A 25,451-nucleotide genomic window follows, 5' to 3' on the forward strand; every position below is an offset into this window, starting at 1 on the left:
CATTTGGCCAAGGCATAGACCACGACAATATGATTCAACAGGAACTCGAGATCATCAACAAGCTGGGCCTCCATGCCCGCGCCTCCGCCAAATTCACCCAGCTGGCCGCCAAGTACAAGAGCGACGTCTGGCTCACCCGCAACGGCCGCCGCATCAATGCCAAGTCCATCATGGGCGTCATGATGCTCGCCGCAGGCAAGGGCGCGAAAGTGCTGCTGGAGGCCGACGGCGAAGATGAAGAGGCATGCATCGCCGCCTTGACGGGCCTGATCAACGACAAGTTCGGCGAAGGCGAGTAATGCCGCGCGAAGCGGCAACGCCCCGCCACACGGGACCCTCGATGGCATCGTTCACGCTCCACGGCATTCCGGTTTCGCGCGGCATTTCGATCGGCCGCGCCCACCTGCTCACGCCGGCCGCGCTCGACGTCAAGCACTACCTCGTCCCCGAAGAGCAGGTCGAGGCGGAAGTCAAGCGCCTGCAGGATGCGATCGCCGAAGTCCACCGCGGCCTGCAGGCCCTGTGGACCGAGCTGCCCAAGGACGCCCCGACGGAGCTGGGCGCCTTCATCGACGTGCACGCCCTGATCCTGTCGGACCCGATGATCTCGGAAGCGCCGCTCGACATCATCCGTTCGCGCCACTACAACGCCGAATGGGCGCTGGTGACCCAGATCGACGAGCTGTCTTCCCAGTTCGACGAGATCGAGGACGAGTACCTGCGCGAGCGCAAGCACGACATCCAGCAGGTGGCCGAGCGGGTGCTGAAGGTCCTGATGGGCACCGCGCTCGCCATCCCGCCGGTGTACGAAGGCGAAGACCAGGCGCCGCCCTCGATGATCGTGGTGGCCCACGACATCTCGCCGGCCGACATGCTGGCCTTCCGCGACCGCAGCTTCGCCGGTTTCGTCACCGACGTCGGCGGCCAGAACTCGCACACGGCCATCGTCGCGCGCTCGCTCGACATCCCGGCGGCGGTCGGCATGAGCCAGGCCTCGCGCCTGATCGAGCAGGACGACTGGGTCATCATCGACGGCGATGCCGGCGTGGTGATCTGCAATCCGAGCCAGCTGGTGCTGGAGCAGTACCGCGCGCGCCAGGCGGCGCTGACCAAGGCCCGCAAGCGCCTGCTGAAGCTCAAGAAGACCCCGGCGGTAACAAAAGACGGCACCCCGATCACCCTGCTGGCCAATATCGAACTGCCCGACGACTGCCCGGCCGCGCTGGACGCCGGCGCCAACGGCGTAGGGCTGTTCCGTTCCGAATTTTTGTTCATGGGCCGCGGCGCAAGTGTGCTGGGAAGCGTGCTGAAAGTCCCGAGCGAGGACGAGCAGTTCGAGCAGTACCGCAAGGCCGTGGTGGCGATGAAGGGCAGGCCGGTGACGATCCGCACCCTGGACGTCGGCGCCGACAAGCCGCTCGACCCGACCGAGCACACGGCGCTGAACCCGGCGCTGGGCCTGCGCGCGATCCGCTACTGCCTGGCCGAGCCCCAGCTCTTCCTGACCCAGCTGCGCGCGATCCTGCGTGCGTCCGCCTTCGGCAAGGTGCGCATCCTCATTCCGATGCTGGCGCACGCCTTCGAGATCGACCAGACGCTCGCCATGATCGAACAGGCCAAGGCCCAGCTGCGCGACGAGGGCGTCAAGTACGACCCGGCAGTGGAAGTGGGCGCCATGATCGAGATCCCGGCCGCCGCGCTGGCGCTGCCGATGTTCGTCAAGCGCATGGACTTCCTGTCGATCGGGACCAATGACCTGATCCAGTACACCCTGGCGATCGACCGGGTCGACTACGAAGTGGCGCACCTGTACAATCCGCTGCACCCGGCGGTCCTGATGCTCATTGCCCAGACCATCGCCACGGGCCAGAAGGCGGGCCTCGACGTCGCCGTCTGCGGCGAGATGGCGGGCGACGTCAAGCTCACCCGCCTGCTGCTCGGCATGGGCCTGCGCGAATTCTCGATGCATCCGGCGCAGCTGCTGGCGGTGAAGCAGGAAATCCTGAACAGCGACCTGGCCGCGATCACGTCCCGTACGCGCCGCATCCTGCGCTCGATCGAACCGAACGAGATCGCCACCGCTGTGGAGCAGCTGCAATCCCTCTGATTTACCCAAGCGCGCCTTCGTGCGCGCTTACATGAACGCGAACACCATCCATGGGATCGATTGGAACAGTCACACCGCAGGCGATGCACTTCGCCGAGCCGCTGCGCCTGCAAAGCGGCGCCAGCATCGGCGACTACACGCTGATGTACGAAACCTACGGGACCCTGAACGAAGATAAATCGAACGCGGTCCTGATCTGCCACGCGCTGAACGCCTCCCACCACGTGGCCGGCACCTATGCCGACAAGCCCAAGAGCCAGGGCTGGTGGGACAATATGGTCGGCCCGGGCAAGCCGGTCGACACCAACCGCTTTTTTGTGATCGGCGTGAACAACCTGGGTTCCTGCTTCGGTTCGACCGGGCCGATGCACACCAATCCCGCCACCGGCAAGCCCTATGGCGCGGCCTTCCCGCTGCTGACCGTGGAAGACTGGGTGAGCGCCCAGGCGCGCCTGGCCGACCGCCTCGGCATCGCGCAATTCGCCGCCGTGATGGGCGGTTCGCTGGGCGGCATGCAGGCGCTCTCCTGGAGCATCATGTTCCCCGAGCGTCTGCGCCACTGCATCGTGATCGCCTCGACCCCGAAGCTCTCGGCCCAGAACATCGCCTTCAACGACGTCGCGCGCCAGGCCATCCTGACCGACCCGGACTACCACGGTGGCGATTTCTACGAACATGGCGTGGTGCCGAAGAACGGCCTGAAGGTGGCGCGCATGGTCGGCCACATCACCTACCTGTCGAACGACGACATGGCGGAGAAGTTCGGCCGCAAGCTGCGCAACGCTGCGGAAAAAGACGACTACGCCTTCGATTTCGGCGTCGACTTCGAGATCGAATCCTATCTGCGCTACCAGGGCGACAAGTTCTCGGAATACTTCGACGCCAATACCTACCTCCTGATCACCAAGGCGCTCGACTACTTCGATCCGGCGCGCGCCCACGGCGGCGACCTGACCAAGGCCCTGTCGGGCACCCAGGCGCAGTTCCTGATCGCCTCCTTCACCACCGACTGGCGCTTCTCGCCGGAGCGCAGCCGCGAGATCGTGGAAGCCCTGATCTCGAACCGGCGCAAGGTGAGCTACGCCGAGATCGACGCGCCGCACGGGCACGACGCCTTCCTGCTGGAAGACCCGCGCTATATGGGCGTGGTGCGTGCCTACTATGACCGGATTGCCGGTGAATTTACCGGAGCAGCGGCATGAATTTCGACGACCTGAACTCCCTGCGTCCCGACCTGGCCTTCATCGCGCACTGGGTGCGCGAGGGTTCCCACGTGCTCGACGTTGGCTGCGGCGACGGCGCCATGCTGCGCTACCTGGAAATGGGCAAGGGGTGCACCGGCTACGGCGTCGAGATCGCCGACGACAAGGTGCTCGAGAGCACCCAGCGCGGCGTCAGCGTGATCCAGCATGACATGGAAGAGGGCCTCGACCTGTTCCGCGACAACGCCTTCGACATGGTGCTCTGCCTGTCCTCGCTGCAGATGATGCAGCACGTCGAGGCGCGCCTGCGCGACATCGTGCGCGTGGGGCAGGAGGCCATCGTGTCCTTCCCGAACTTCGCCTACTGGCCGCACCGCGTTGCTTTGATCCGCGGCCGCATGCCGGTCTCGCGCTCGCTGCCCTACCAGTGGTTCGATACGCCCAACGTGCGCTACGCGACCATCCACGACTTCAAGGACCTGGCCGAGAAGTGCGGGCTGGAGGTGCTGGAATATGTGGCGCTGGCCGAGGGCAAGGTGGTGACATTCCTGCCCAACCTGCGCGGCAGCCTGGCAGTGTTTCGTTTGCGCAAGCGCACAGGAACGACTGACTGAATGTGATGCGCTTATGTGCGGTGGCGGCTTGTCGAGCCGCTCTCCATCCACGATCATCTGCGCTATTGTGCATACAAATTGCCGCCACTTTCTTTGGAGATAGTGCTGCTAAGAACAGGCTATCGTTGACGACATGAAAAAAATGAAGCATCTGGCAGTCAGCCTTTCCATGGTCGCCGCATTCGGTACCGTCAGTGTTGGCGACGCGGTCGCGCGAGATGACCGCAATACGACGGTCCAGGATGGTATTCAGGTGCGACCGCTTTCACGCTGGCGTAACGTGGTGCCGGAAGAGCAGCTCAACGAAGCGGCGGCGCAGCAGTACACGCAGATGATGAGCCAGGCGCAGCAGAAGGGCGTGCTGCTGCCGCCTTCACATCCGGAAGTGCAGCGCCTGCGCGCGATTGCCAAGCGCATCATTCCGCAGACGCCGCGCTGGAACGAACTGGCTACGCAATGGCAGTGGCAGGTGAATCTCATCGATGCAAAGGATGTCAACGCGTTCTGCATGCCGGGTGGCCGCATTGGCTTCTTTACTGGAATTCTGACGTCGCTGAAGCTGACTGATGACGAAGTTGCCGTCGTCATGGGGCATGAAATCGCCCATGCCCTGCGCGAGCATAGCCGCGAAAAGATGGGCAAGCAGATGGGAACCAATGCCGCGGCCCGCATCGGCGGAGCCTTAATTTCTGGCATTTTCGGGATCGATCCGAACCTTACCAATATGGGCGCTGGTTATCTCGCCCAATTCGCTGGCCTCAAGTACTCGCGCGACGACGAACGAGAAGCCGACCTTGTAGGCCTCGATATTGCCGCCCGCGCCGGCTACGACCCGCGCGCCGGTATCGTCCTGTGGCGCAAGATGGCGGCCCTCGACAAGCGCGCTCCGATCGAGCTGCTGTCGACCCATCCGGGCGGTGAGAACCGTATCGCCATCATGGAACAGCATATGAACCTGCTGCTGCCGGTCTACGCGCGCGCCAAGGGCACCACGGCCGCCAAGCTGCCGCCTTACCGGACCAACGTCGCACTGCGTTAATGGGAAGTAGCAGGAAGGGCCACCAGGCCGAAGCAAACGCCTATGTCCCGCTGCCGACCCGCGACGGCGTCGCGCCCAGCTACCTGTGGCTGACCGAAACCCGCGCCGGCGGCATGCTGCGCTTCCTGGTGGAGCGCTTCCCCGACGTGTCGGAGGCCGCCTGGGCCCAGCGCCTGGCGCGCGGCGAGATCGTCGACGCGAAGGGGGCGCCCCTGGACGCCGACAGCCACGTGCGCCAGGGCATGCGCATCTGGTACTACCGCGAACTGGAAGCGCCCGAGACGCCGATTCCCTTCAAGGAAAGCGTGCTGCATCTGGACGAGCACCTGCTGGTCGCCGACAAGCCGCACTTCCTGCCGACCATCCCGACCGGCCGCTTCCTGCACGAGACCCTGCTCGTGCGCCTGAAAAAACGGTTCGACCTGCCGCACCTGACCCCGATCCACCGCCTCGACCGCGAGACCGCCGGCGTGGTGATCTTCTCGCACAACCCCGCCTCGCGCGGGGCCTACCAGTCGATGTTCCAGAAGCGGGTGGTCGATAAAGTCTACGAGGCCCTGGCGGGTCCGATCGAGGGGCGGGAATTCCCCATCACCTACCGCAGCCGCATGCAGGATGCGGAGCAGTTTTTTGTCAGCGAAGAGGTGCCGGGCGAGCCGAATTCGGAGACCGTGGTGGAGCTGATCGAACGCCGTGGCGATCTTGCCCGCTACCGCCTGCATCCGCATACGGGACGCAAGCACCAGCTGCGCCTGCACCTCTCGCGCCTTGGCGCGCCGATCGTGAACGACGCCTTCTATCCGGTGGCGCTGCCGTGCAAGGGCGACGACTTCGGCGCGCCGCTGCAGCTGCTGGCGCGTTCGATTTCCTTCATCGATCCCTTGAGCGGGGAAGCGCGCCGCTTCGACAGCGGCTTCCGGCTCGACTGGCCCTGAGCGTCGCTTACGCGGATCCGGGCATCTCGAAGTCCCAGCCCGCCACGCCGACGATGGCGGCATTGCCTGCCAGGTCGGTCACGCTGCCGTTATTCCATTGCATGCGCAGCAGGCCGTTGAGCGAGATGTTGAAGTTCAGGATCGACAGGTCGCCGTCGCTGTCCGCCGTGACGCTCCAGCTGCTGCCGTTGTTGCCCCAGTAGGCATCGCGCTGCGTGCTGCCTTCGAACAGGTTGAAGCTGCCGCCCGGCTGGAACACGATGGCTTCGCTGAAGGGCAGGGCGAATTTGCGGCCGAAGACGTTGACCGAGGCCACGCCCGCGCTCGGGCCGACGTTGTCGACGGTGATCGACAGCGCCGTGGAATCGCCGCTCATATTGCCGGCCGTGTCGAACTGGCGCACCGTGATGGCGTAGGTCCCGTCGCCCAGGGCCTTGGCGCTCGGCACCGTGTACGTCCAGTTGCCCGATGCGTCGGCCGCGGTGCGGCCGATCTCGACGCCGTTCGCGAACAGCGCCACGCCGGTATTGGCGAGCGCGCCACTGCCGTTGAAGGTCGGTTCGCGCTCACTGGTGATGTTGTCGGTACTCGATACGCCGCTGTCGCTGGCGGCGGCCAGGTCCGGCGCGCCGGACGGCACGCCGGGCGCGCTGCGGTCGACCGTGAAGGTGATGGCCGGAGAATCGGCGCTGCTGTTGCCGGCCCCGTCGACCTGGCGCACCGTGTAGGTATGGCTGCCATCCGGCAGGCTGCTGCCGAAGACCGCGGTCCAGTTGCCGTCGGCGTCGGCGCTACCGACGCCGACGATGTCCGCGCCCGACATGATCTTGATGTGGGCGTTCGCCAGCGCGCCGCTACCCTCGAGCGTGGTGTCGTTCGTCAAGCGGTCCGAGGACGAGCTGCCGGTGTCGTTGGCCAGCACCGGGGCCGCCAGGCTCGGCACCGATGATTCGATGGTCAGGGCGTAGGAAGTGCTGCTGCTGACATTGCCGGCACGGTCAGTCTGGACGATCGTCAGGTTGTGCAGCCCGGCAGCGAGGTTCGATCCGACCTGGATGGTCCAGTTGCCGGAGTCGACCCGGTCGGCGCCGAGCAGCGTGCCGCCGTCGTAGATGCTGACGACTGCGCCTGACTCCCCGCTGCCGGTCAGGGTCGGCTTGAGGACGTTCGTGCGGTTGTCGCCGAGGGTGCCGGAATCGCTGCCGCTCGCCAGTGACGGGGTGCCTGGGGCTGCCGGGGCGACCGTATCGACGACGATGTCGACTGGCAGGTAACCGTAGCCCGAACCCGCGTACTGGTGGATGCCGTCGATGAGGATATGGGCGCCCGTCAGCGGGAAGTCTTCCAGGTCTTCGACATTGTCGACCAGCAGGGAGAAATCGCTGATCGTCAGGTCGTTCGTGTCCACGCCCACGCCGGCTTCGACCGTGTAGGCGAAGGTCCACTCATCGCCGTCGACGGACTGAATCGCGGCGCGCTGGCCGTTGCTGAGGCCGAGCGACAGGATGGCGTCCGAAGTGGGACGGACGTCTTCGTCGAACTTGATGCGGAACGTGATCTTGTCGCCTGCCTTGTAGGCCAGCTTGCCGTCCACGACGGCGTGGGTGGCATTCGCCGGGCCCGATGTCTTGAACGTAATGGGATTGTCCCATAGATCGTTGCCGGCCTTGTCCGTCAGGGAGCCGGGAAGGGCGAGCTCGTAGTGCTTGCCCGGGTCGAGGCCAAGCGCGGCCGGAGACAAGGTCAGCGTATCGCTGCCCGCTTGGAAAGGGGCGGGATCGATGTCGATCTGCTGGTAAGTATCGTCCTCGATGCAATAGATCGAAACTTGCATGTCGACCCCGCCTTCGCCGGGTTGCCAGTACAGCTTCTCGCTGAAGCTGATGGTGAAGTCATTGTTCAGGGATAGGCTGGTTGCGCCTTCGGGCGATGCTGTGATGACAGGATCGGTCGCATCGACAGTGATGGTGGTGGTGTAGTCCGCGCTGGTGTGCTCACCGTTCTTCACGCGCACGACGATGGTGTTCGCACCGTCTTCCAGCCAGACCACGTCGTCGCCTACCTCTGGCTCGTAGGACCAGCTCCATGGCGAGCGGTCGTGATTGATGCTGATGTCTGCCGGGTCCACGGCCACGCCATTGATGAGGAGTTCAATGCTGTCGCCGTCGTCCATGCCGCCATGCAATTCGCCGGAAACGCCCGCCCAGTGGCTGCTGACCAGGTTGTCGGTGTCGGACACCCCCGTGTCATGAGCGCTGCCAGCCGCCGAGATCCAGGGATTGACCAGCGTATCCACCGCATAGTTGGGCGAGGTGGCCGTGCCGCTACCGTGCACGCCTGCCGCGATCTCGACCATGCTCAGATCCAGGCTGAGCGCATTCACTGCGTCTGCGATGCTGGCGCTCTTGGTCAGCACGACTTTCCAGACCAGCGGATTGTCGGTCGCCGTGACGCTCTTCACCGACGCGTTCTCGGCGCTGAAGGCGCTCGCATTCAGGCCGGTCACGCTGCGCGAAAGGGTCACGAAGGCTTGGATATCCTGGCCGGCCTTCAGGACGGTTTGCTCGAAAACGAAAGTGGCGCTGATCGCCGGCGGCGGCGGCGTCGTGGCTGGTATGTCGAAGGCGACCTGGGTCGGCACGGTATAGCCGGCGAAGGGCGCGCCCCCGCTGGTGAGGGTGCCGGCGCCCATGAAGATGCTGTAGTGCTTGCCCGTTGCCAGGCCGGCGGCGTCGAAGCTGACGTGGCTGCCGTTGATCGTGACCTGGCTGAGCGGGACTTCCTTCGTGAAGCTGGCGCCGACCACGCGCAGCTTGGGTTCGCCGGTGACGCGGTCGATGACGGTCTGGACGGCGCCGTCGGTGACGAAAATGCTTCCGCGTCCCTTGGCCATCGTCACCGAGAAATGCAGGTCGATGTGGGTGACGCCTGCGGTGGTCGAGACCGTCTTGGCGAGCAGGGTGGGAGACGTGGCGATGGCAGTCATGATTTCTTGATATTCCGTCAATGGAACATTCTCGTTGGAAAGTTACCAGACGGATAGTATCAAGAAACCCATTTGTCATTTCGCCAAACAGAGGGAAATGCTGCAATTTAGCATCATTTCCGTGGCGAATCCCCCCGGTATGGGGGGGCGGATTTAGAAGCAAAGCTAATAGACGACTATTATCTATTAGCTAAGCTTATGGATCGATCAGAGCTCGTAATCGATGATCAGCGGCGCGTGATCGCTGAATTTTTCGTCCTTGTAGATCGACACGGTCCTGGCGGTCGCCGCGATGCCCGGGGTGGCGACGTGGTAGTCGATGCGCCAGCCGACGTTCTTCGCATAGGCCTGGCCGCGGTTGCTCCACCAGGTGTAGTGCTCGGCGTCCGGATGCACCTTGCGGTGCACGTCGACCAGGCCGATCTCGTCGAAGATGCGCGTCATCCAGGCGCGCTCTTCCGGCAGGAAGCCCGAATTCTTCAGGTTGCCTTTCCAGTTCTTGAGGTCGATTTCCTTGTGGGCGATGTTCCAGTCGCCGCAGATCACCACCTCGCGGCCCTCTGCCTTGAGCTCCTGCAGGTGCGGCAGGAAGACTTCCATGAAGCGGAACTTGGCTTCCTGGCGCTCCGGCGAGGACGAGCCCGACGGGCAGTAGACGGAGATAATGGTGAGGTTGCCGAAATCGCAGCGGGTGTAGCGGCCCTCGGCATCGAATTCGAGACAGCCGAAGCCGATGCGCTTGTTGTCGGGCGCGCTGCGGCTATACACGCCGGTGCCGGAATAGCCCTTCTTTTCGGCGTAGTGGAAATGGCCGTGGTAACCGTGCGGGGACAGGAATTCCTCGGTCATGTCGGCTTCCTGCGCCTTCAGTTCCTGCACGCAGATGTAGTCGGCGGACTGGGTGGCGAGCCAGTTGAAGAAGCCTTTCTTGTGGGCCGAACGGATGCCGTTCAGGTTGGCGGAAATAATTCGTGGCATGGATTGTAGTGAATGGGAGATGACCGCCGCGCGGCCAGGATGCATCTGCCAGTGTAGCGTGTTTTGCCGCAGCCCGGAATGCCGAGGCCGGCGCAGGCCGGTTTACAATAGGCGTTTTTCGAACCAACAGGAGAAGCACGTGAGCGATCTGCGCCAGGAATTTATTGCATTTTCGGTCGAGGCCGAGGTATTGAGGTTCGGCGAGTTCACCACCAAGGCTGGCCGCCTGTCGCCCTACTTCTTCAACGCCGGCCTGTTCCACGACGGCGCCACCCTCGGCAAGCTGGCCCAGTTCTACGCCCAGACCCTGCTCGATTCCGGCGTGGCCTTCGACATGCTGTTCGGCCCGGCCTATAAAGGCATCACGCTGGCCAGCGCCACCGCGGTGGCGCTGGCCGCCAAGGGCCGCAACACGGCGTTCGCCTACAACCGCAAGGAAGCCAAGGACCACGGCGAAGGCGGCACCATCGTCGGCGCGAAACTGGCGGGCAAGGTCGTCATCATCGACGACGTGATCTCGGCCGGCACCTCGGTGCGCGAATCGGTCGACATGATCCGCGCCGCTGGCGCCGAGCCGGCGGCCGTGCTGATCGCGCTGGACCGCATGGAGCGCTCCGGCAAGGACGGCGCCCTGTCCGAGCATTCGGCGGTGCAGCAGGTGTCGCAGGAATTCGGCATTCCGGTGATCGCGATCGCCAACCTGGACGACCTGTTTACTTACCTGTCGACCGGTGCAGCTGCCGCCGACCTGGGCGCCCACAAGGATGCCGTCGCCGCCTACCGCACGCGCTACGGCGTCTGAGTCAGTCGGGTTCGATCAGCGCGAACCTGGCCTTCTGCATGGCGCTGCCGGGCTTCCAGGGCGGATTGATCACGCTGATGTCGCGCACGCCGAGCTTTGCGAATCCCGCGAGCGAGTAGGTCCAGCCGAGCACGTTCGGTTCCGCAAGGTGGCGTTGCTGGAAGCGATCCTGCTGGCCGAGCGTCGACAGGTCTTCGCGCACGCCCAGCCAGCGCAGGTAGGCGCGCTCCTCGTCGACACGGGTCTTGATGGTTTTGTCGAGGTCGTCCATGAATGCCTTGCGCTGCGCGGGCGGCATCGCGTCGACCATCTTCCGGGTGTCGGCATCGAACTCGACTTGCCCGCTGCCCGGACCGCCGTGGTAGCCGATCACCGCAAAATTGCTGACCACCTTGCGCCGCGCGGCGGGGAAGACATAGTTCGCGCACGAGGACAGGCAGTATTCCATCACCTTTATGTCGAGCCCTCGCTCGCGCACCCAGCGCCCGAGCGGTACGCCGGCCGTCACCGGGCCGCCCCTGCTGCGGATCGACAGCACCGTCGGCTTGGCCGCCAGGCTGTCGTAGAGGGCGAACAGGCGCCGGTTCGCATCCGCGTCCACGCCGCCAACGTAATTCAGTTCGCCATTGTCGAGAAAGACCTGGGTCGTCTCCGGGGCGGATCGTGCAGGCGGACTGGCGAGCAGGCAAAGCAGGACGAAAAAGGCAGCGTGGCGCATCGAGGGCTTTCGAACGAGGGTGATGGCGATTATAGGCAGCCGCCGTCCCCGCAAATGTCACCGATGTCCACGGCCACGTCATGCCGCCTGTGACGTCTGCTCATACAAGGCCAGCTGGTCGGCCAGCGCCTTCCGGAAAGCCGGGCGTTCCATGCAGCGGTCCCGGTAGGCGCTCAGCCTTGCGAAGCGCTCGACCAGGTCCATGCCGTCCAGCAGGCGCAGCACGGTGCACATGAGGATGTCGGCCACGCTGAATTCGCCTGCCAGCCAGTCGCGGCCCTCGAGCCAGTCGTCGAGGTCGCGCAGGCGCTTCAATGCCATCTCTTCGGCCGAAGGGCGGGCGCCGGCCACCCAGTCTTCGCCGGCGTGGAACAGGTCCAGGGTCACGAGCTCGGCCAGGTAGGGCTCCACCGAATTGAGGGCCGCGAACATCCACACCGTCACTTGCGCGCGGGCGTTCGCATCCTGCGGCAACAGGAGAGGGCAGCGCCCGCCCAGGTGCAGCAGGATGGCGCCGGATTCGAACAGCGCCAGGTCGCCATCGTGCAGCATCGGGATCTGGCTGAAGGGCTGTTCCTTGCGGTAGGCGGGCTTTGCCGCTTCCTCGAAATCGAGCAGCCGCAGGCTGTAGGGCAGGCCCGCTTCCTCCAGGGCCCAGCGCACGCGCAGGTCGCGCACATAGCCGGCGGCGAACGACGGCACGCTGCGGAAAGTGGTCAGGGTAATCATCTCGGCTCCTCCTTGTGGTGTGGTGAAGGCGAGAATACGCGGGGCCATATTATCTTCAAGAACATAATATCGACCGGAGGATAATGGTGGCTGGAGGAGAATCGACATGCCCTATAGCAGCGAGCACAAGGCCCAGACCCGCGAGCGCATCGTCAGCGCCGCGCGCAGGCTGTTCAACCGGCACGGTTTCGAGCAGGTGTCCATCGACCGCGTCATGTTTGAGGCCGGCCTGACGCGCGGCGGCTTCTATCACCACTTCGGCAGCAAGGACGAGCTCTACGCCGCCGCCGTGGCCAGCTTCACCAACTGCAATCCCTTCCGCGCCGATCTCGCGAACAGTCCCATGCCCGCGCCCGCCGAGCTGGCGCGCATGCTGCTCGACGTCTACCTGAGCGACAAGGTCTTCGACAACGTCGATTTCCACTGTCCGCTGTACGCCCTGCCGGGCGACGTGGCGCGGGCCGGGCTGTCGCCGCAGAAGGCCTATACGCAGCTGATCCGCAACCTGACGCAGGTCTATGCCAGCGCGCTGGCCGGTGTGCCGGACGGTGAGCGGCGGGCCCAGGCCATCGTGTCGCTGTGCGTGGGCGGCATGGTGCTGGCGCGCACCACCGACGACCCGGTGCTGCGCCGATCGCTGCGCGCGGCGGCGCGCGAGCAGGCGCTGGCGCTGCTATCGGCCGGGAGCGAATGCGGCGCCTGTAAATAGGAAGAAGCCGGTATTTCGCGTCATTTCTATGCGGGATAAATACATATATCCCCTGTTGCTGAAAATAAATATAATTCCCGGCCACCGTCACGGTGGATAAGTCCGAATCGTCCTGCGCGATTCGATAACGCTAAAACTGGGGAACTGAATGATTTCAGCAATTAAACGCATCGTACCGCTTGCGCTGCTCGCCGGCGCGATGGCGCTGACCAGCGGCTGTGCCGTGAATCGTGCCAATGCTTCGCTCTCGCCGGGGGCGGACCTGTCGAAAGTGAAGACCGCCTACGTGGTCAAGCACGATAACGACAAGTACAAGGTCAACGAGATCATCCGCTCGAAGCTCGAGAACAAGGGCTATGCCGTCACGACCGGCACCCAGGCCGCTGCGCCGGCCGCGACCGATATTTCCGTGACCTATATCGATAAATGGATGTGGGACATCACCATGTACATGGTCGAATTGACGATCGATTTTCGCGATCCGAAAACGAATTTCCCGCTTGCGAACGGTAATTCCCTGCACACCTCGCTGACCCGCAAATCGCCTGACGCGATGGTGGACGAAGTCCTGAATAACATCCTTTCCGCCCCGAGGAATTAAGACATGACGAACCAGATGACTTCCGCTTTCCGCCGCCTCGCATCGCTGTCGGCCCTGTGCGTGTTCGCGGCCCTGACCGGCTGCGCCTCGCAGATGACTTCCCAGGAAATGACGCCGCCGCAGGTGGCGGCAGCCAGGCAGCACCCGCAGTCGGTGAACGTCGCGGTGCTGCCGATGACGAAGAAGGACCCGGTGGCCGAGACCATCGCCGCCGAGCAGCTGCGTACCGCGATCGGCGAGGCCATCGTCGCCTCGAAAACCTTCGCGGACGTGAAAAAGGATGGCGGCGACTACCAGCTGGCGGTCCAGATCTTCAATCTGCAATACCCGATGTTCGGCGTGTCGATGACCTCGAAGATCGAGATCGGCTGGACCCTGAAGCGCGCCGACAACGGCGCCGTCGTGTGGCAGGAGTCGATTACCACCGAGCACACCACCGGCGGCACCGAAGCCTTCGTGGGCGCGGAACGCCTCAAGATGTCGATCGCGGGTGCGATCCGCAAGAACATCGCCACCGGTCTGCAGAAGATCTCGGCCCTGAGCCAGTGATGTTCGTAGGGTGGGCGGTCCACCGCCCACGCGTTCAGCTCACGGATGCGATCAAGCGACGCATCCGCGATTTGAACGCGTGGGCAAAGGATTGCCCACCCTACGAAGGCGAAAAAAAACCGGAGCACGCTCCGGTTTTTTGGGGCAGGCAGTTTACGCTGCCAGCTTCTTCTTCAGCAGCTCGGTCACCTGGGCCGGGTTGGCCTTGCCCTTCGAGGCCTTCATGGCCTGGCCGATCAGCGCATTGATCGCGGCTTCCTTGCCGGCGCGGTACTGCTCGACCGACTTGGCGTTCGCGGCCAGGACTTCGTCGACGATGGCTTCCAGCGCACCCGTGTCCGAGATCTGCTTCAGGCCCTTCTGCTCGATCACGGCGTCGGCCAGGCCCACGTCATCCGACTTGGCTTCCCACATGGCCGCGAACACTTCCTTGCCGGCCTTGTTCGAGATGGTGCCGTCGGCGATGCGTTTCAGGAGCAGGGCCAGCTGGGCGGCGGACACCGGCGAGTCGTCGAGCTCCACGCCTTCGCGGTTCAGGGTCGACGAGACGTCGCCCATCATCCAGTTGGCGGCGGCCTTGGCGTTCTCCTTGCCGGCCGCAGCCACCACGGCCTCGTAGTAGGTCGCCATGGCCTTGGAAGAGGTCAGCACCAGGCTGTCGTACTCAGGCAGGCCGTACTCGCCCGTGAAGCGCGCGCGCAGGGTGCCCGGCAGCTCGGGCATCTCGCCCTGGATGCGCGCGATCCAGTCCTGGCCGATCACGAGCGGCGGCAGGTCCGGGTCCGGGAAGTAGCGGTAGTCCTGCGCGTCTTCCTTGGTGCGCATGGAGCGGGTTTCCTTCTTATCCGGGTCCCACAGGCGGGTCGCCTGGATTACCTTGCCGCCGTCTTCGATCAGCTCGATCTGGCGCCGCACTTCGTAGTGGATCGCTTCTTCCATGAAGCGGAAGGAGTTCAGGTTCTTGATCTCGCAGCGGGTGCCGAATTCCTTCTGGCCCATCGGGCGCACCGAGACGTTGACGTCGCAACGGAAGCTACCTTCCTGCATGTTGCCGTCGCAGACGCCCAGCCACACGACCAGCGAGTGCAGGGCCTTGGCGTAGGCCACCGCCTCGTTCGCGCTGCGCATCTCCGGCTCGGACACGATCTCGAGCAGCGGCGTGCCGGCGCGGTTCAGGTCGATGCCGCTCATGCCGGCATAGTCCTCGTGCAGCGATTTGCCGGCGTCTTCCTCGAGGTGGGCGCGGGTCAGGTTGACGGTCTTCGTCTCCAGCTTGCCGTCCTTCTCGTAGGCGAAGCTGATGGTGCCGCCCTGTACCACCGGGTCTTCGAACTGGCTGATCTGGTAGCCCTTCGGCAGGTCGGGGTAGAAGTAGTTCTTGCGGGCGAAGACCGACTGCGGCGCGATCTTCGCGCCCACGGCCAGGCCGAAGCGGATCGCGCGCTCGACGGCGCCGCGGTTCAGGACCGGCAGCACGCCCGGCAGCGCCAGGTCGACCGGGCTGGCCTGGGTGTTCGGCTCGGCGCCGAAGCGGATCGAGCTGCCGCTGAAGATTTTCGAGTTGGTCGTGAGCTGCACGTGGTTCTCAAGACCGATGACGACTTCCCATTGCATGATGTGTTCTCTCTTTTTCTGTGCGGGGCTCAGACGCCTTCCGGCGCGCGGGTATGCCAGTCGGTAACCTGCTGGTACTGGTGCGCGATGTTCAGCAGCTTGGCTTCGGCGAAGTAGTTGCCGATGATCTGCAGGCCGACCGGGCGCTTGGCGTTCTTCTCGCCGGCGCCGAAACCACAGGGGATCGACATGCCCGGCAGGCCCGCCAGGCTGGTCGACAGGGTGAAGATGTCGGCCAGGTAGTTCGCCACCGGATCGTTGGCTTTCGAGCCGAGATCCCAGGCGACGGTCGGGGCCACCGGGCCCATGATGACGTCGCACTTGTCGGCAAACGCCGCCTGGAAGTCGTCCGCGATCAGGCGGCGGATCTTCTGGGCCTGCACGTAGTAGGCGTCGTAGTAGCCGTGGCAGAGCACATAGGTGCCGACCATGATGCGGCGCTGCACTTCACGGCCGAAGCCTTCGGCGCGGGTTTTGCGGTACATGTCCTGCAGATCCTTGTACTCGCTGGCGCGGTGGCCGTAGCGCACGCCGTCGAAGCGCGACAGGTTCGACGAGGCTTCCGCCGGGGCGATGATGTAGTAGGTCGGGATCGACAGCGCGGTCTTCGGCAGCGAGATGTCCACCAGGGTGGCGCCCAGCTTCACGAACTGCTCCAGCGCGGCGCGCACGGCGCTTTCCACGTCCGAGGCCAGGCCTTCGCCGAAGTATTCCTTCGGCACGCCGATGCGCAGGCCGTTCAAGGGCTTGTTCAGGTCGCGGGTATAGTCCTCCGCCACGTTGCCCTGTTCGACGGTCAGGCTGGTCGAGTCGCGCTCGTCGAAACCGATCATGTCGTTCAGCAGCAGGGCGCAGTCCTCGGCGGTCTGGGCGATCGGGCCGCCCTGGTCCAGCGAGGAGGCAAACGCGATCATGCCGAAGCGCGAGACGCGGCCATAGGTCGGCTTGATGCCGGTGACGCCGCAGAAGGCGGCCGGCTGGCGGATCGAGCCGCCGGTGTCGGTGGCGGTCGCGGCCGGCGCCAGGCGCGCGGCGACCGCGGCGGCCGAGCCGCCCGAGGAGCCGCCCGGCACCGCCAGCGGATCCCAGGGATTCTTCACCGGGCCGAAGGCCGAGTTCTCGTTGGCCGAGCCCATCGCGAATTCGTCGAGGTTGACCTTGCCCAGGGTGACCATGCCGGCCTTGCCGAAGCGGTCGACCACGGTGGCATCGAAGGGGCTCTCGTAGTTGGCCAGCATCTTCGAGCCGGCGGTGGTGCGCCAGCCGCGGGTCACGAAAATGTCCTTGTGCGCGATCGGCACGCCGGTCAGCGGGCCGGCGGTGCCAGCGGCGATGCGGGCGTCGGCGCTGGCGGCTTGCGCCAGGGTGCGTTCGCGGTCCAGGTGCAGGAAGGCGTTATGGCCGCTCGCTTCGATGCGGCCGAGGTAGTGGCTGGCGAGTTCGACGCTCGAGACCTGCTTCGATTGCAGGAGCGCGGACAGCTCTTTGAGGGTCTTGTTGTGCATGTGCGTTCTTCTGTTCTAAGCGTTTACTCGATAACCTTCGGGACCAGGTAGAGGCCGTCCTGCGCCTTCGGCGCCGGCGCCTGGTAGTCCTCGCGGCGGTTCTCTTCGGTCACCACGTCGTCGCGCAGGCGCAGCGGCAGGGCCATGATGGCGGCCAGCGGCTGTGACAGCGGCGCGACACCGCTCGTGTCCACCGCCTGCATCTGCTCGGCCAGGGCGAAGATGCCGTTCAGCTCGGCCAGCGCGGTTTCCGCGTGGGCCTCATCCATCTCGAGCTGGGCCAGGTTGGCGATGCGTTTTACGTCTGAAAGTGTCAGGGACATGGCTAGGGGCGCGGCGCGGGCCGCGTGCAAAGTGTGGTTGGGCTAATAATGAAAGTTGGCAAGAGGTCAGCCAACGGCGTGCTATGGCCGATAAAACCTTGGTAACACCGTCGATCTCGCCTCGGAAATGGGGGCTAAAACCACCCGTTTTCAGCATTTAATCGACAAATTATAAGGTAGAATGGCGGGCTAATGCGCTGCCGGGCTGAAAGCTCGCCCGCCGCAGGAAAGACCGCGATGCACGATTCAGGGTTCACGAACCCCGGCAGGCGCGGCGAAGACAACCCGATCAATCTTCACGCGCACCCCGGTGCGCAATCAGGACACCCATGTTTGGTTTTTTACGCAGCTACTTCTCGAATGACCTGGCGATCGACCTCGGTACCGCCAACACCCTGATTTACGTGCGCGGCCTGGGCATCGTGCTGGATGAACCCTCGGTGGTGGCGATCCGCCAGGAAGGCGGCCCGAACGGCAAGAAGACCATCCAGGCAGTCGGCAAGGAAGCCAAGCAGATGCTGGGCAAGGTGCCGGGCAATATCGAGGCCATCCGCCCGATGAAGGACGGCGTGATCGCCGACTTCACCGTGACCGAGCAGATGCTCAAGCAGTTCATCCGCATGGTCCACGACTCGAAATTCTTCCGCCCGTCGCCGCGCATCATCATCTGCGTGCCCTGCGGTTCGACCCAGGTCGAGCGCCGCGCGATCCGCGAATCGGCCCTCGGCGCCGGCGCCTCGCAGGTCTACCTGATCGAAGAGCCGATGGCGGCCGCGATCGGCGCCGGCCTGCCGGTCTCGGACGCGACCGGCTCGATGGTGGTCGACATCGGCGGCGGCACCACCGAAGTCGGCATCATCTCGCTGGGCGGTATGGTCTACAAGGGCTCGGTGCGCGTGGGCGGCGACAAGTTCGACGAAGCCATCGTCAACTACATCCGCCGCAACTACGGCATGCTGATCGGCGAACAGACCGCCGAAGCGATCAAGAAGGCCATCGGTTCGGCCTTCCCGGGTTCGGAAGTCAAGGAGATGGAAGTCAAGGGCCGCAACCTGTCCGAAGGCATCCCGCGCTCGTTCACGATCTCCTCGAACGAGATCCTGGAAGCGCTGACCGACCCGCTCAACAACATCGTCTCGGCCGTCAAGAACGCGCTGGAGCAGGCACCGCCGGAACTGGGCGCCGACATCGCCGAGAAGGGCATGATGCTGACCGGCGGCGGCGCGCTGCTGCGCGACCTGGACCGCCTGCTGATGGAAGAGACCGGCCTGCCGGTGCTGGTGGCCGAAGATCCGCTGACCTGCGTGGTGCGCGGCTCGGGCATGGCGCTCGAGCGCATGGACAAGCTGGGCTCGATCTTCTCCTACGAGTAATCACACCACACCACCACAACAGCGGCGCGGCCGATGTGACAGCGGGCAGGGCGTGCGGTCAGACCGCGCGCATCTGCCCGCGTTGACATTGATTGACGCGCGCGACTAGACAGGACGCCAACAGGGCATGCAATACAGTCCTCCGCCGCTTTTCAAACAAGGTGCCCCGGCACGGGTCAAGGCCATCGTCTTCGCCCTGATCTCGGTGACGCTGCTGGTGGTCGATGCCCGCTACCACACCCTCGGCGCGGTGCGCCAGGTCGCCGCCACCGTCCTCTATCCCCTGCAGATGGCGGCCCTGTTGCCGCGCGAGGCGCTCGGCAACATGGCCGGCTACTTCTCCTCGATCTCCACGCTGCAGAAGGAAGTCCGCGAACTCAAGACCCAGCAGCTGGCCCAGGCCAGGGTGCTGCAGCAGGCCCAGTTCCAGATGGCCGAGAACGCCCAGCTGCGCCGCCTGATGGACGCGCGCCAGCACCTGCCGCTCAAGGCCCAGCTGACCGAGATCCTCTACGACGCACGCGACCCGTCCACCCGACGCATCGTGATCGACCGCGGCTCGCGCGACAACGTCGTGCCCGGCCTGCCGGTGATCGACCATGCTGGCGTGGTCGGCCAGGTCACCCGCGTTTTCCCCTTCACTTCCGAAGTCACCCTGCTGACCGACCGCGACCAGGCGATTCCCGTGCAGGTGCTCCGGAGCGGCCTGCGCAGCATCGCCTACGGCCGCGGACAATCGGGGCTGCTGGACCTGCGCTTCGTGGTCGCCAATGCCGACATCCAGGTCGGCGACGTGCTGGTGACCTCGGGCCTGGACGGCATGTACCCGGCGGGCCTGGCCGTGGCCAAGGTGGTGCAGGTCGAGAACGTCGCCGCCGGCGCCTTCGGCCGCGTGGTGTGCCAGCCGCTGGGCGGCATCGACCGCAACCGCCAGCTCCTGATCATCATGTCGCAGTCCGACCTGCCGCCGCGCCCGGCCGCCGAAGTCACGCCGTCCGCCACCACCTCGCGCCGCAAGCTGCCGGCCATGGCGCCGATCCCGGCGCCACCGCTGCCGCCTTCGCCGCTGCCGCCGCAGGGACAGCCCACCGCAGGGCAGGGCGTGGCCGCGCCGGGGACCGCACCCGCGAACGGCGCCGCGCCGGCCCGCCCGGCCCCGGCTGCCGCCGCGCCGGCCGCGGCCGCACCGGCCACGCAGCCTGCAACGCCGCCAGCAACTTCGCAACCAGGAGGACCGGCCAATGCCAGGTAACCGCCCCCATTACATCCTGCTGCCCGTCAGCCCGCTGTTCATCACCTTCAGCCTGGTCTGCGCCTTCATGCTCAACCTGCTGCCGATGGGCCGCTGGGTCGGCGCTCCCGACTTCGTCGCCCTGGTGCTGGTCTTCTGGGGCATCCACCAGCCGCGCAAGGTCGGCATCGGCGTGGCCTTCCTGATGGGCCTCCTGATGGACGTGCACGACGCCAGCCTGCTGGGCGAGAACGCGCTGGCCTATACGCTGCTGTCCTACCTCGCCATCATGATCCACCGCCGCGTGCTGTGGTTCCGCCTGATGACCCAGGCCATGCATGTGTTCCCGCTGCTGCTGCTGGCCCAGGCCGTGCAGGCCTTCGTGCACTTCACGGCCTCGGGTCGTTTCCCCGGCCTGCTGCACTTTGCCGAGAGCGTGGTCGCAGTCAGCCTGTGGCCGGTGATCACCTGGCTGCTGCTGGCGCCGCAACGCCGCGCCGTCGACCGCGACCATACCCGTCCGATCTGATCGACACGATCCTTCCGCCCATGCCGAGTTCTCCGCTGTGACCGAATTCAAGGACAACGACCGCGAGATCCACCAGTTTCGCCTGCGCCTGACGGCGCTGGTGGCGCTCGTCTTCATCTGCTTCGGCCTGCTGGTCGCGCGCTTCGTGTGGCTGCAGGTGCTGCGCCACGACCAGTTCGCGCTGCAGGCCGAGGGCAACCGCATCGCCCTGGTGCCGATCGTGCCCAACCGCGGCCTCATCGTGGACCGCAACGGCGTGGTCCTGGCGCGCAACTATTCCGCCTACACGCTCGAGATCACGCCCTCCAAGCTGGAGGCGAACCTGGAATCGGTGATCGACGAGCTGGCCAAGCTGGTCACCATCGAGCAGCGCGACCGGCGCCGCTTCAAGCGCCTGCTGGAAGAGTCGCGCAGCTTCGCCAGCGTGCCGCTGCGCACCCGCCTGACCGACGACGAAGTGGCGCGCTTCACCGCGCAGCGCTTCCGCTTCCCCGGCGTGGAGGTCCAGGCGCGCCTGTTCCGCCAGTACCCGCTGGGCGAGACCGCCTCGCACGTGATCGGCTACATCGGCCGCATCAACCAGAAGGAAGCCGACCAGCTCGAGAAGGACGGCGTCGACGCCAACTACAACGGCACCGAGCATATCGGCAAGGAAGGCGTCGAGAAGAAGTACGAGGAATACCTGCACGGCACCACCGGCTACGAACAGGTCGAGCGCACCGCCGGCGGACGCGCGATCCGCACGCTGTCGCGGACGCCGCCCACGCCGGGCAGCAACCTGATCCTGTCGATCGACATCGAGCTGCAGAAGGTGATCGAGGAAGCCTTCGGCGAGAACCGCGGCGCCCTGGTGGCGATCGAACCCGCCACCGGCGACGTGCTGGCCTACGTCTCGCGCCCCGGCTACGACCCCAACCTCTTCGTGGACGGCATCGACAGCCAGAACTGGAACGAGCTGAACACCTCGCTCGACCGGCCGCTGATGAACCGTCCGCTGCAGGGCGGCTATCCGCCGGGGTCGACCTTCAAGCCCTTCATGGCGCTGGCCGCGCTCGAGATGGGCTTCCGCAAGCCTTCGGACGCCATCCGCGATCCCGGCTTCTACATGCTGGGCGGGCACCGCTTCAACGACGACAAGCCTGGCGGACACGGCTACGTCGACATGTACCGCTCGGTGGTGGAATCCTGCGACACCTATTACTACCAGCTCGGCAACGAGATGGGCATTGACAACATCTCGAACTTCATGAAGCAGTTCGGCTTCGGCGAACTCACCGGCATCGACCTCGAACATGAAAAGGCCGGCGTGCGCCCGTCCAAGGAGTGGAAGGCGCAGCGCTTCCGCAAGAACCCGCGCGCCGGCAAGTGGGTCGGCGGCGACACCATCTCGATCTCGATCGGGCAGGGCTTCAACACCTATTCGATGATCCAGCTGGCGCACGCGGTCTCGACCCTGGCCAACAACGGCGTCGTGATGAAGCCGCACCTGGTCAAGATCATCGAGGACGGCGCCACCCGGCAGCGCACCCTGACCGTGCCCAAGGAAACCCGGCGCATCCCGCTCAAGCAGGAGAATGTCGATTTCATCAAGCACACCATGGTGGGCGTGACCCAGGAATCCTACGGCACCGGCCGCCGCGCCTTCGCGGGCGCCGAGTACATCTCGGCCGGCAAGACCGGCACCGCGCAGGTGATCGGCCTGAAAGGCCAGAAGTACAACGCCAACGCGATCGACGAGCGCCATCGCGACAACGCGCTCTACGTCGCCTTCGCCCCGGCCGACAACCCGAAGATCGCGCTGGCGCTGATCGTGGAGAACGTCGGCTTCGGCGCTTCCTTCGCCGCGCCCATCGCGCGCAAGGCGCTCGACTACTACCTGCTGGGCAAGCGCCCGGCGCCGCCCAAGCCCAAGGATCCGGCCCCCGGCGCAGCGCCAGGCGCGCCCAGGCCTGCCGCGCAGCCGGCCGCCCCCGTGATCCAGGCCGCCGCGCCGGCCGCCGCACCAGCCACCTTGAAGGAATAAGCCCATGGCGCACATTCCAGAACGCCGCTCGCTGCGGCGCCGCCTGCGTCCCTATTTTGCGGTCTTCGACTGGCCGCTCGGCCTGGTGCTGTTCATGCTGATGATGACCAGCGTGATCACCATGACCTCGGCCGGCGCCGAATTCCCGGACCGCGTCGAGCACCAGATCCGCAACTTCCTGCTGGCCTTCGGCATCATGTGGGTCGCGGCGAACGTGCCGCCGCAAACCCTGATGCGGCTCGCCGTGCCGATCTATACCTTCGGAGTGGCCCTGCTGATCGCGGTGGCCGTCTTCGGCATCATCAAGAAGGGCGCGCGGCGCTGGCTGCACGTGGGCGTCGACATCCAGCCTTCCGAGATCCTCAAGATCGCGACGCCGCTGATGCTGGCCTGGTATTTCCAGCAGCGCGCCAATGCCGCCACCTGGAAGAACTACCTCGTGGCCGCCGTGATCCTCCTGATTCCCTTCACCCTGATCGCCAAGCAGCCCGACCTCGGCACCGCGCTGATGGTGGGCAGTTCGGGCTTCTACGTGATCTTCCTGGCCGGCCTGCCATGGAAGGCGCTGGCGGCATTGGCCGTATCCGGCGCCGCCGCGCTGCCGATCGCCTGGTCGATGCTGCACGACTACCAGCGCGACCGGGTGATGACGCTGATCGACCCGACCTCCGATCCGCTGGGCAAGGGCTTCCACATCATCCAGTCCGAGATCGCGATCGGCTCCGGCGGCCTGTTCGGCAAGGGCTACGGCCAGGGCACGCAAGGCGCGCTCGAATTCGTTCCCGAGCAGACCACCGACTTCGTGTTCGCCGTGTATTCGGAGGAATTCGGCCTGGTCGGCAACCTGTTCCTGCTCTTCGTCTACCTGCTCCTGCTCGGGCGCGGCATGATGATCGCGGCCAACGCCCCGAACACCTTCTCGCGCCTGCTGGCCGGCGCCATCACGATGATGTTCTTCACTTATGCTTTCGTCAACATGGGCATGGTCATCGGCATCCTGCCGGTCGTGGGAGTTCCTTTACCATTCATGAGCTACGGCGGCACCGCGTTCATTACCCTGGGCCTCGGCGCTGGTATATTGATGAGTATTCAAAGACATCGTAAACTGGTGCAGACGTAATAAAGGAGGACGCTGTCGATGACCGTTCCAAGAAAACAACTTGCCACGGTCATTACACTGGCCACTTTCCTCGCCGGTTGCAGCACCACCGAAACTGGCGAACACAAGAGCCTCATCCCACTTCCCTGGAAGCACCATCCCACGGCGAAGAATTCGGATGCGCCCAAGCTGCCGCCGGCCAACTCGGGCCGCGGCGGCTACTACAAGGACGACGGTCCCGGCGCCAACCCGCCCCCCGGCCTGCTGGACCTGCCCGATGCGGTGGTCAAGGCCGAGCCCTACGCCAAGTGGGCCAACCGTCCCTACACCGTGTTCGGCACCACCTACACCCCGATCCTGCACAGCGATCCCTTCGTCCAGACCGGCATCGCCAGCTGGTATGGGGTGAAGTTCCACGGCCAGAAGACCTCGTCGGGCGAGCTCTACGACATGTACAAGATGACGGCCGCGCACCCGACCCTGCCGATCCCGTCCTACGCCCGCGTGACCAGCGTCGAGAGCGGCAAGTCGGTGGTGGTGCGCATCAACGACCGCGGCCCCTTCCACGCCAGCCGCGTCATCGACGTTTCCTACACGGCGGCCCTGAAGCTGGGCCTGCTGGGCAAGGGCAGCCACCAGGTCGAGATCGAGCGCCTGTTCCCGAACGACCCGACCCGCATCGCCACCGTGCGCCGCGCCATCGCTTCCGAGGCGCAGTCGGCGCCGCCGGAAATCGCGGCGCTGATGCTGGAAGACCGGGTGCGCACCGACAGCGCCGCGGTGGCGGAGGTCGCGCCGCCGGTCGCCAAACTCGTGCCGCGCAACGGCTACTACGTGCAGCTCGGCGCCTACGGCCGCGCCGGCACCGCCGAGGCGATGGGCGAAAAGCTGAGCGAGGCCGGGGTCGAGGTGGGCAAGCTGGAAGTGGTGAAAGTGGGCTCGGTGAACCGCTTGTTCGGAGGACCCTTCGAGACCCGCGAGGCGGCGCAGGAAGCGGCGCGTGGGGTGCCGTCGTCGTTCGGGCTCAAGCCAATCGTCGTCAAACGGTAGGGTGGTCGGCTTCGCCGTCCACCCTACGGGCAGGGCCTCAATTGCACGCCCGCGAAATCGTCGGCAATGCCGGCCAGGCGGGTGCGCTCCTCATTGGTGATATTGCGGAACTGCCACGCCGCGCGCGTGGTCTGCGGCCCACGCGGCAGCACGCGTGCGCCGCGCACACCCTGCTTGCCCAGGGCCGCAATCAAGCTCTGGGCCGCGGTCTCGGTCTTGAACACGCCCAGCGACACCGCCCATTTCATCGGTCCCTCGCCCTGCATCACGAAGTAGTTCGTCACGCCTTTTTCCTTCAGCTCGGCCACGCGGCGGTCGGCGCCTTCCTTGCCGCCATTCGGCGGCAGGTAGACCAGGTGACTGGTCACTTCCTGGTAGGGCACGCTGGTGCGCGACTGGCGCTCGCCAAAGCCGAGGCGCTCGATCCGGGTTTCGAAGCGGCGCGCGTCCGGCGCCGCGAAGCTGCCGGCCTGGGTGCAGGCGATGGTAGCCACCGGCGCGGGCGCCGGTTCCGGCACCAGGGGAACCTCCGTGACCGCGGGCGCCGCCTCGGCAGCGGCGCGTGCCTCGGCAGCGCTCAGCATCACCATGCGTTCGCGCGCCAGCTGGCTCTTCAGGCGCTGCGGTTCGCGTTCTCCGCCCTCGACCTTCCCGAGATAACCCTGGCCGTAGGCGAACAGCGTCGCATTCGCGGCGAGCAGGGCCCAGAATATCAATTTCAACAAGTGCGCTCTC

Annotated in this window: 24 protein-coding genes; 16 read left to right on the forward strand and 8 right to left on the reverse strand. The window is 65.3% G+C overall.

Features of this window, described 5'->3' with window-relative positions; genetic code table 11:
* The first annotated feature begins 29 nt into the window (after window positions 1-29).
* The 6 genes from ACQ7JA_RS24055 to ACQ7JA_RS24080 all read left to right on the forward strand — a co-directional run bounded on the left by ACQ7JA_RS24055 (window position 30) and on the right by ACQ7JA_RS24080 (window position 5,897).
* Window positions 30-299 carry an HPr family phosphocarrier protein gene (locus ACQ7JA_RS24055; RefSeq protein ID WP_430902230.1) on the forward strand — a complete coding sequence of 90 codons (270 nt, stop codon included), beginning with the start codon at window positions 30-32 and terminating at the stop codon, window positions 297-299.
* A 41-nt stretch (window positions 300-340) separates the two neighbouring features.
* Entirely contained in the window at window positions 341-2,107 is a 1,767-nt protein-coding gene (gene ptsP, locus ACQ7JA_RS24060; protein WP_430902231.1) for a phosphoenolpyruvate--protein phosphotransferase, read from the forward strand.
* 50 nt (window positions 2,108-2,157) lie between these two features.
* Window positions 2,158-3,309 (forward strand): homoserine O-succinyltransferase MetX, encoded by a 1,152-nt coding sequence (gene metX, locus ACQ7JA_RS24065; RefSeq protein ID WP_430902232.1) that lies wholly within the window; start codon window positions 2,158-2,160, stop codon window positions 3,307-3,309.
* Window positions 3,306-3,923, forward strand: coding sequence for a methionine biosynthesis protein MetW (gene metW, locus ACQ7JA_RS24070; protein WP_430902233.1), 618 nt, complete (start codon window positions 3,306-3,308; stop codon window positions 3,921-3,923). Before metX ends, metW begins: the two co-directional genes overlap by 4 nt.
* Before the next feature lie 133 nt (window positions 3,924-4,056).
* Window positions 4,057-4,962 carry a M48 family metallopeptidase gene (locus ACQ7JA_RS24075; RefSeq protein WP_430902234.1) on the forward strand — a complete coding sequence of 302 codons (906 nt, stop codon included), beginning with the start codon at window positions 4,057-4,059 and terminating at the stop codon, window positions 4,960-4,962.
* Window positions 4,962-5,897: a pseudouridine synthase gene (locus ACQ7JA_RS24080; protein ID WP_430902235.1), complete on the forward strand. Its 936-nt coding sequence runs from the start codon at window positions 4,962-4,964 to the stop codon at window positions 5,895-5,897. Before ACQ7JA_RS24075 ends, ACQ7JA_RS24080 begins: the two co-directional genes overlap by 1 nt.
* 7 nt (window positions 5,898-5,904) lie before the next feature.
* Here the strand turns inward: ACQ7JA_RS24080 and ACQ7JA_RS24085 are convergent, their stop codons facing one another.
* Entirely contained in the window at window positions 5,905-8,883 is a 2,979-nt protein-coding gene (locus ACQ7JA_RS24085) for an Ig-like domain-containing protein (protein WP_430902236.1), read from the reverse strand.
* A 207-nt stretch (window positions 8,884-9,090) separates the two neighbouring features.
* Window positions 9,091-9,861 (reverse strand): exodeoxyribonuclease III, encoded by a 771-nt coding sequence (locus tag ACQ7JA_RS24090; protein ID WP_430902237.1) that lies wholly within the window; start codon window positions 9,859-9,861, stop codon window positions 9,091-9,093.
* A 139-nt stretch (window positions 9,862-10,000) separates the two neighbouring features.
* On the opposite strand from ACQ7JA_RS24090, the gene pyrE reads away from it, so the two are divergent.
* Window positions 10,001-10,663, forward strand: a complete 663-nt coding sequence (gene pyrE / locus ACQ7JA_RS24095) for an orotate phosphoribosyltransferase (RefSeq protein ID WP_430902238.1) — start codon at window positions 10,001-10,003, stop codon at window positions 10,661-10,663.
* A 1-nt stretch (window position 10,664) separates the two neighbouring features.
* Here pyrE and ACQ7JA_RS24100 read toward each other — a convergent pair whose 3' ends face one another.
* On the reverse strand, window positions 10,665-11,381 hold the full coding sequence (locus tag ACQ7JA_RS24100; RefSeq protein WP_430902239.1) for a hypothetical protein: 717 nt from the start codon (window positions 11,379-11,381) through the stop codon (window positions 10,665-10,667).
* Window positions 11,382-11,459: 78 nt separating this feature from the next.
* A complete protein-coding gene (locus ACQ7JA_RS24105) occupies window positions 11,460-12,110 on the reverse strand; it encodes a glutathione S-transferase family protein (RefSeq protein WP_430902240.1) in 651 nt (216 codons plus the stop codon).
* A gap of 106 nt (window positions 12,111-12,216) precedes the next feature.
* Here ACQ7JA_RS24105 and ACQ7JA_RS24110 point away from each other — a divergent pair, with 106 nt between their 5' ends.
* From ACQ7JA_RS24110 to ACQ7JA_RS24120, 3 genes are all read left to right on the forward strand, one after another.
* Complete coding sequence (locus tag ACQ7JA_RS24110) at window positions 12,217-12,819, forward strand: TetR/AcrR family transcriptional regulator (RefSeq protein WP_430902241.1); 603 nt, start codon at window positions 12,217-12,219, stop codon at window positions 12,817-12,819.
* Between the two features lie 148 nt (window positions 12,820-12,967).
* Entirely contained in the window at window positions 12,968-13,420 is a 453-nt protein-coding gene (locus tag ACQ7JA_RS24115) for a hypothetical protein (RefSeq protein WP_430902242.1), read from the forward strand.
* A 3-nt stretch (window positions 13,421-13,423) separates the two neighbouring features.
* Window positions 13,424-13,969: a hypothetical protein gene (locus ACQ7JA_RS24120; protein ID WP_430902243.1), complete on the forward strand. Its 546-nt coding sequence runs from the start codon at window positions 13,424-13,426 to the stop codon at window positions 13,967-13,969.
* Between the two features lie 153 nt (window positions 13,970-14,122).
* Here the strand turns inward: ACQ7JA_RS24120 and gatB are convergent, their stop codons facing one another.
* The 3 genes from gatB to gatC are packed head-to-tail and all read right to left on the reverse strand — an operon-like array spanning window position 14,123 to window position 17,411.
* Window positions 14,123-15,583 (reverse strand): Asp-tRNA(Asn)/Glu-tRNA(Gln) amidotransferase subunit GatB, encoded by a 1,461-nt coding sequence (gatB, locus tag ACQ7JA_RS24125; protein ID WP_430902244.1) that lies wholly within the window; start codon window positions 15,581-15,583, stop codon window positions 14,123-14,125.
* A 29-nt stretch (window positions 15,584-15,612) separates the two neighbouring features.
* Window positions 15,613-17,088 carry an Asp-tRNA(Asn)/Glu-tRNA(Gln) amidotransferase subunit GatA gene (gene gatA / locus ACQ7JA_RS24130; RefSeq protein ID WP_430902245.1) on the reverse strand — a complete coding sequence of 492 codons (1,476 nt, stop codon included), beginning with the start codon at window positions 17,086-17,088 and terminating at the stop codon, window positions 15,613-15,615.
* Window positions 17,089-17,111: 23 nt separating this feature from the next.
* Window positions 17,112-17,411, reverse strand: coding sequence for an Asp-tRNA(Asn)/Glu-tRNA(Gln) amidotransferase subunit GatC (gene gatC / locus ACQ7JA_RS24135; RefSeq protein WP_258827496.1), 300 nt, complete (start codon window positions 17,409-17,411; stop codon window positions 17,112-17,114).
* A 329-nt stretch (window positions 17,412-17,740) separates the two neighbouring features.
* Between gatC and ACQ7JA_RS24140 the strand changes: the two genes are divergently transcribed.
* The 6 genes from ACQ7JA_RS24140 (at window position 17,741) to ACQ7JA_RS24165 (ending at window position 24,716) form a co-directional block, all read left to right on the forward strand.
* Complete coding sequence (locus tag ACQ7JA_RS24140) at window positions 17,741-18,784, forward strand: rod shape-determining protein (RefSeq protein WP_036247668.1); 1,044 nt, start codon at window positions 17,741-17,743, stop codon at window positions 18,782-18,784.
* Window positions 18,785-18,911: 127 nt separating this feature from the next.
* Window positions 18,912-20,036, forward strand: a complete 1,125-nt coding sequence (mreC, locus tag ACQ7JA_RS24145; protein ID WP_430902246.1) for a rod shape-determining protein MreC — start codon at window positions 18,912-18,914, stop codon at window positions 20,034-20,036.
* A complete protein-coding gene (gene mreD, locus ACQ7JA_RS24150) occupies window positions 20,026-20,544 on the forward strand; it encodes a rod shape-determining protein MreD (protein WP_258827498.1) in 519 nt (172 codons plus the stop codon). The genes mreC and mreD overlap by 11 nt, the downstream gene beginning before the upstream one ends.
* Before the next feature lie 37 nt (window positions 20,545-20,581).
* Window positions 20,582-22,567, forward strand: a complete 1,986-nt coding sequence (gene mrdA / locus ACQ7JA_RS24155; RefSeq protein ID WP_430902247.1) for a penicillin-binding protein 2 — start codon at window positions 20,582-20,584, stop codon at window positions 22,565-22,567.
* A gap of 4 nt (window positions 22,568-22,571) precedes the next feature.
* Window positions 22,572-23,687, forward strand: coding sequence for a rod shape-determining protein RodA (gene rodA / locus ACQ7JA_RS24160; protein ID WP_430902248.1), 1,116 nt, complete (start codon window positions 22,572-22,574; stop codon window positions 23,685-23,687).
* Between the two features lie 18 nt (window positions 23,688-23,705).
* Entirely contained in the window at window positions 23,706-24,716 is a 1,011-nt protein-coding gene (locus tag ACQ7JA_RS24165) for a septal ring lytic transglycosylase RlpA family protein (protein ID WP_430902249.1), read from the forward strand.
* A gap of 23 nt (window positions 24,717-24,739) precedes the next feature.
* Here the strand turns inward: ACQ7JA_RS24165 and ACQ7JA_RS24170 are convergent, their stop codons facing one another.
* Entirely contained in the window at window positions 24,740-25,441 is a 702-nt protein-coding gene (locus tag ACQ7JA_RS24170) for an SPOR domain-containing protein (RefSeq protein ID WP_430902250.1), read from the reverse strand.
* Window positions 25,442-25,451 lie beyond the last annotated feature (10 nt).

The sequence above is a fragment of the Massilia sp. BKSP1R2A-1 genome, assembly GCF_050586525.1.
In the GTDB taxonomy this organism is placed as follows: domain Bacteria; phylum Pseudomonadota; class Gammaproteobacteria; order Burkholderiales; family Burkholderiaceae_D; genus Telluria.

What these genes read in the sequence shown, in the direction of transcription:
- ACQ7JA_RS24105 (WP_430902240.1), bottom strand. Translation starts at nt 12,110, where the DNA reads ATGATTACCCTGACCACTTTCCGCAGCGTGCCGTCGTTCGCCGCCGGC.
- ACQ7JA_RS24100 (WP_430902239.1), bottom strand. Translation starts at nt 11,381, where the DNA reads ATGCGCCACGCTGCCTTTTTCGTCCTGCTTTGCCTGCTCGCCAGTCCG.
- gatA (WP_430902245.1), bottom strand. Translation starts at nt 17,088, where the DNA reads ATGCACAACAAGACCCTCAAAGAGCTGTCCGCGCTCCTGCAATCGAAG.
- mreC (WP_430902246.1), top strand. Translation starts at nt 18,912, where the DNA reads ATGCAATACAGTCCTCCGCCGCTTTTCAAACAAGGTGCCCCGGCACGG.
- ACQ7JA_RS24055 (WP_430902230.1), top strand. Translation starts at nt 30, where the DNA reads ATGATTCAACAGGAACTCGAGATCATCAACAAGCTGGGCCTCCATGCC.
- ACQ7JA_RS24090 (WP_430902237.1), bottom strand. Translation starts at nt 9,861, where the DNA reads ATGCCACGAATTATTTCCGCCAACCTGAACGGCATCCGTTCGGCCCAC.
- ptsP (WP_430902231.1), top strand. Translation starts at nt 341, where the DNA reads ATGGCATCGTTCACGCTCCACGGCATTCCGGTTTCGCGCGGCATTTCG.
- ACQ7JA_RS24080 (WP_430902235.1), top strand. Translation starts at nt 4,962, where the DNA reads ATGGGAAGTAGCAGGAAGGGCCACCAGGCCGAAGCAAACGCCTATGTC.
- mreD (WP_258827498.1), top strand. Translation starts at nt 20,026, where the DNA reads ATGCCAGGTAACCGCCCCCATTACATCCTGCTGCCCGTCAGCCCGCTG.
- ACQ7JA_RS24110 (WP_430902241.1), top strand. Translation starts at nt 12,217, where the DNA reads ATGCCCTATAGCAGCGAGCACAAGGCCCAGACCCGCGAGCGCATCGTC.
- metX (WP_430902232.1), top strand. Translation starts at nt 2,158, where the DNA reads ATGGGATCGATTGGAACAGTCACACCGCAGGCGATGCACTTCGCCGAG.
- ACQ7JA_RS24165 (WP_430902249.1), top strand. Translation starts at nt 23,706, where the DNA reads ATGACCGTTCCAAGAAAACAACTTGCCACGGTCATTACACTGGCCACT.
- gatC (WP_258827496.1), bottom strand. Translation starts at nt 17,411, where the DNA reads ATGTCCCTGACACTTTCAGACGTAAAACGCATCGCCAACCTGGCCCAG.
- ACQ7JA_RS24085 (WP_430902236.1), bottom strand. Translation starts at nt 8,883, where the DNA reads ATGACTGCCATCGCCACGTCTCCCACCCTGCTCGCCAAGACGGTCTCG.
- ACQ7JA_RS24075 (WP_430902234.1), top strand. Translation starts at nt 4,057, where the DNA reads ATGAAAAAAATGAAGCATCTGGCAGTCAGCCTTTCCATGGTCGCCGCA.
- ACQ7JA_RS24140 (WP_036247668.1), top strand. Translation starts at nt 17,741, where the DNA reads ATGTTTGGTTTTTTACGCAGCTACTTCTCGAATGACCTGGCGATCGAC.
- ACQ7JA_RS24120 (WP_430902243.1), top strand. Translation starts at nt 13,424, where the DNA reads ATGACGAACCAGATGACTTCCGCTTTCCGCCGCCTCGCATCGCTGTCG.
- rodA (WP_430902248.1), top strand. Translation starts at nt 22,572, where the DNA reads ATGGCGCACATTCCAGAACGCCGCTCGCTGCGGCGCCGCCTGCGTCCC.
- metW (WP_430902233.1), top strand. Translation starts at nt 3,306, where the DNA reads ATGAATTTCGACGACCTGAACTCCCTGCGTCCCGACCTGGCCTTCATC.
- gatB (WP_430902244.1), bottom strand. Translation starts at nt 15,583, where the DNA reads ATGCAATGGGAAGTCGTCATCGGTCTTGAGAACCACGTGCAGCTCACG.
- ACQ7JA_RS24115 (WP_430902242.1), top strand. Translation starts at nt 12,968, where the DNA reads ATGATTTCAGCAATTAAACGCATCGTACCGCTTGCGCTGCTCGCCGGC.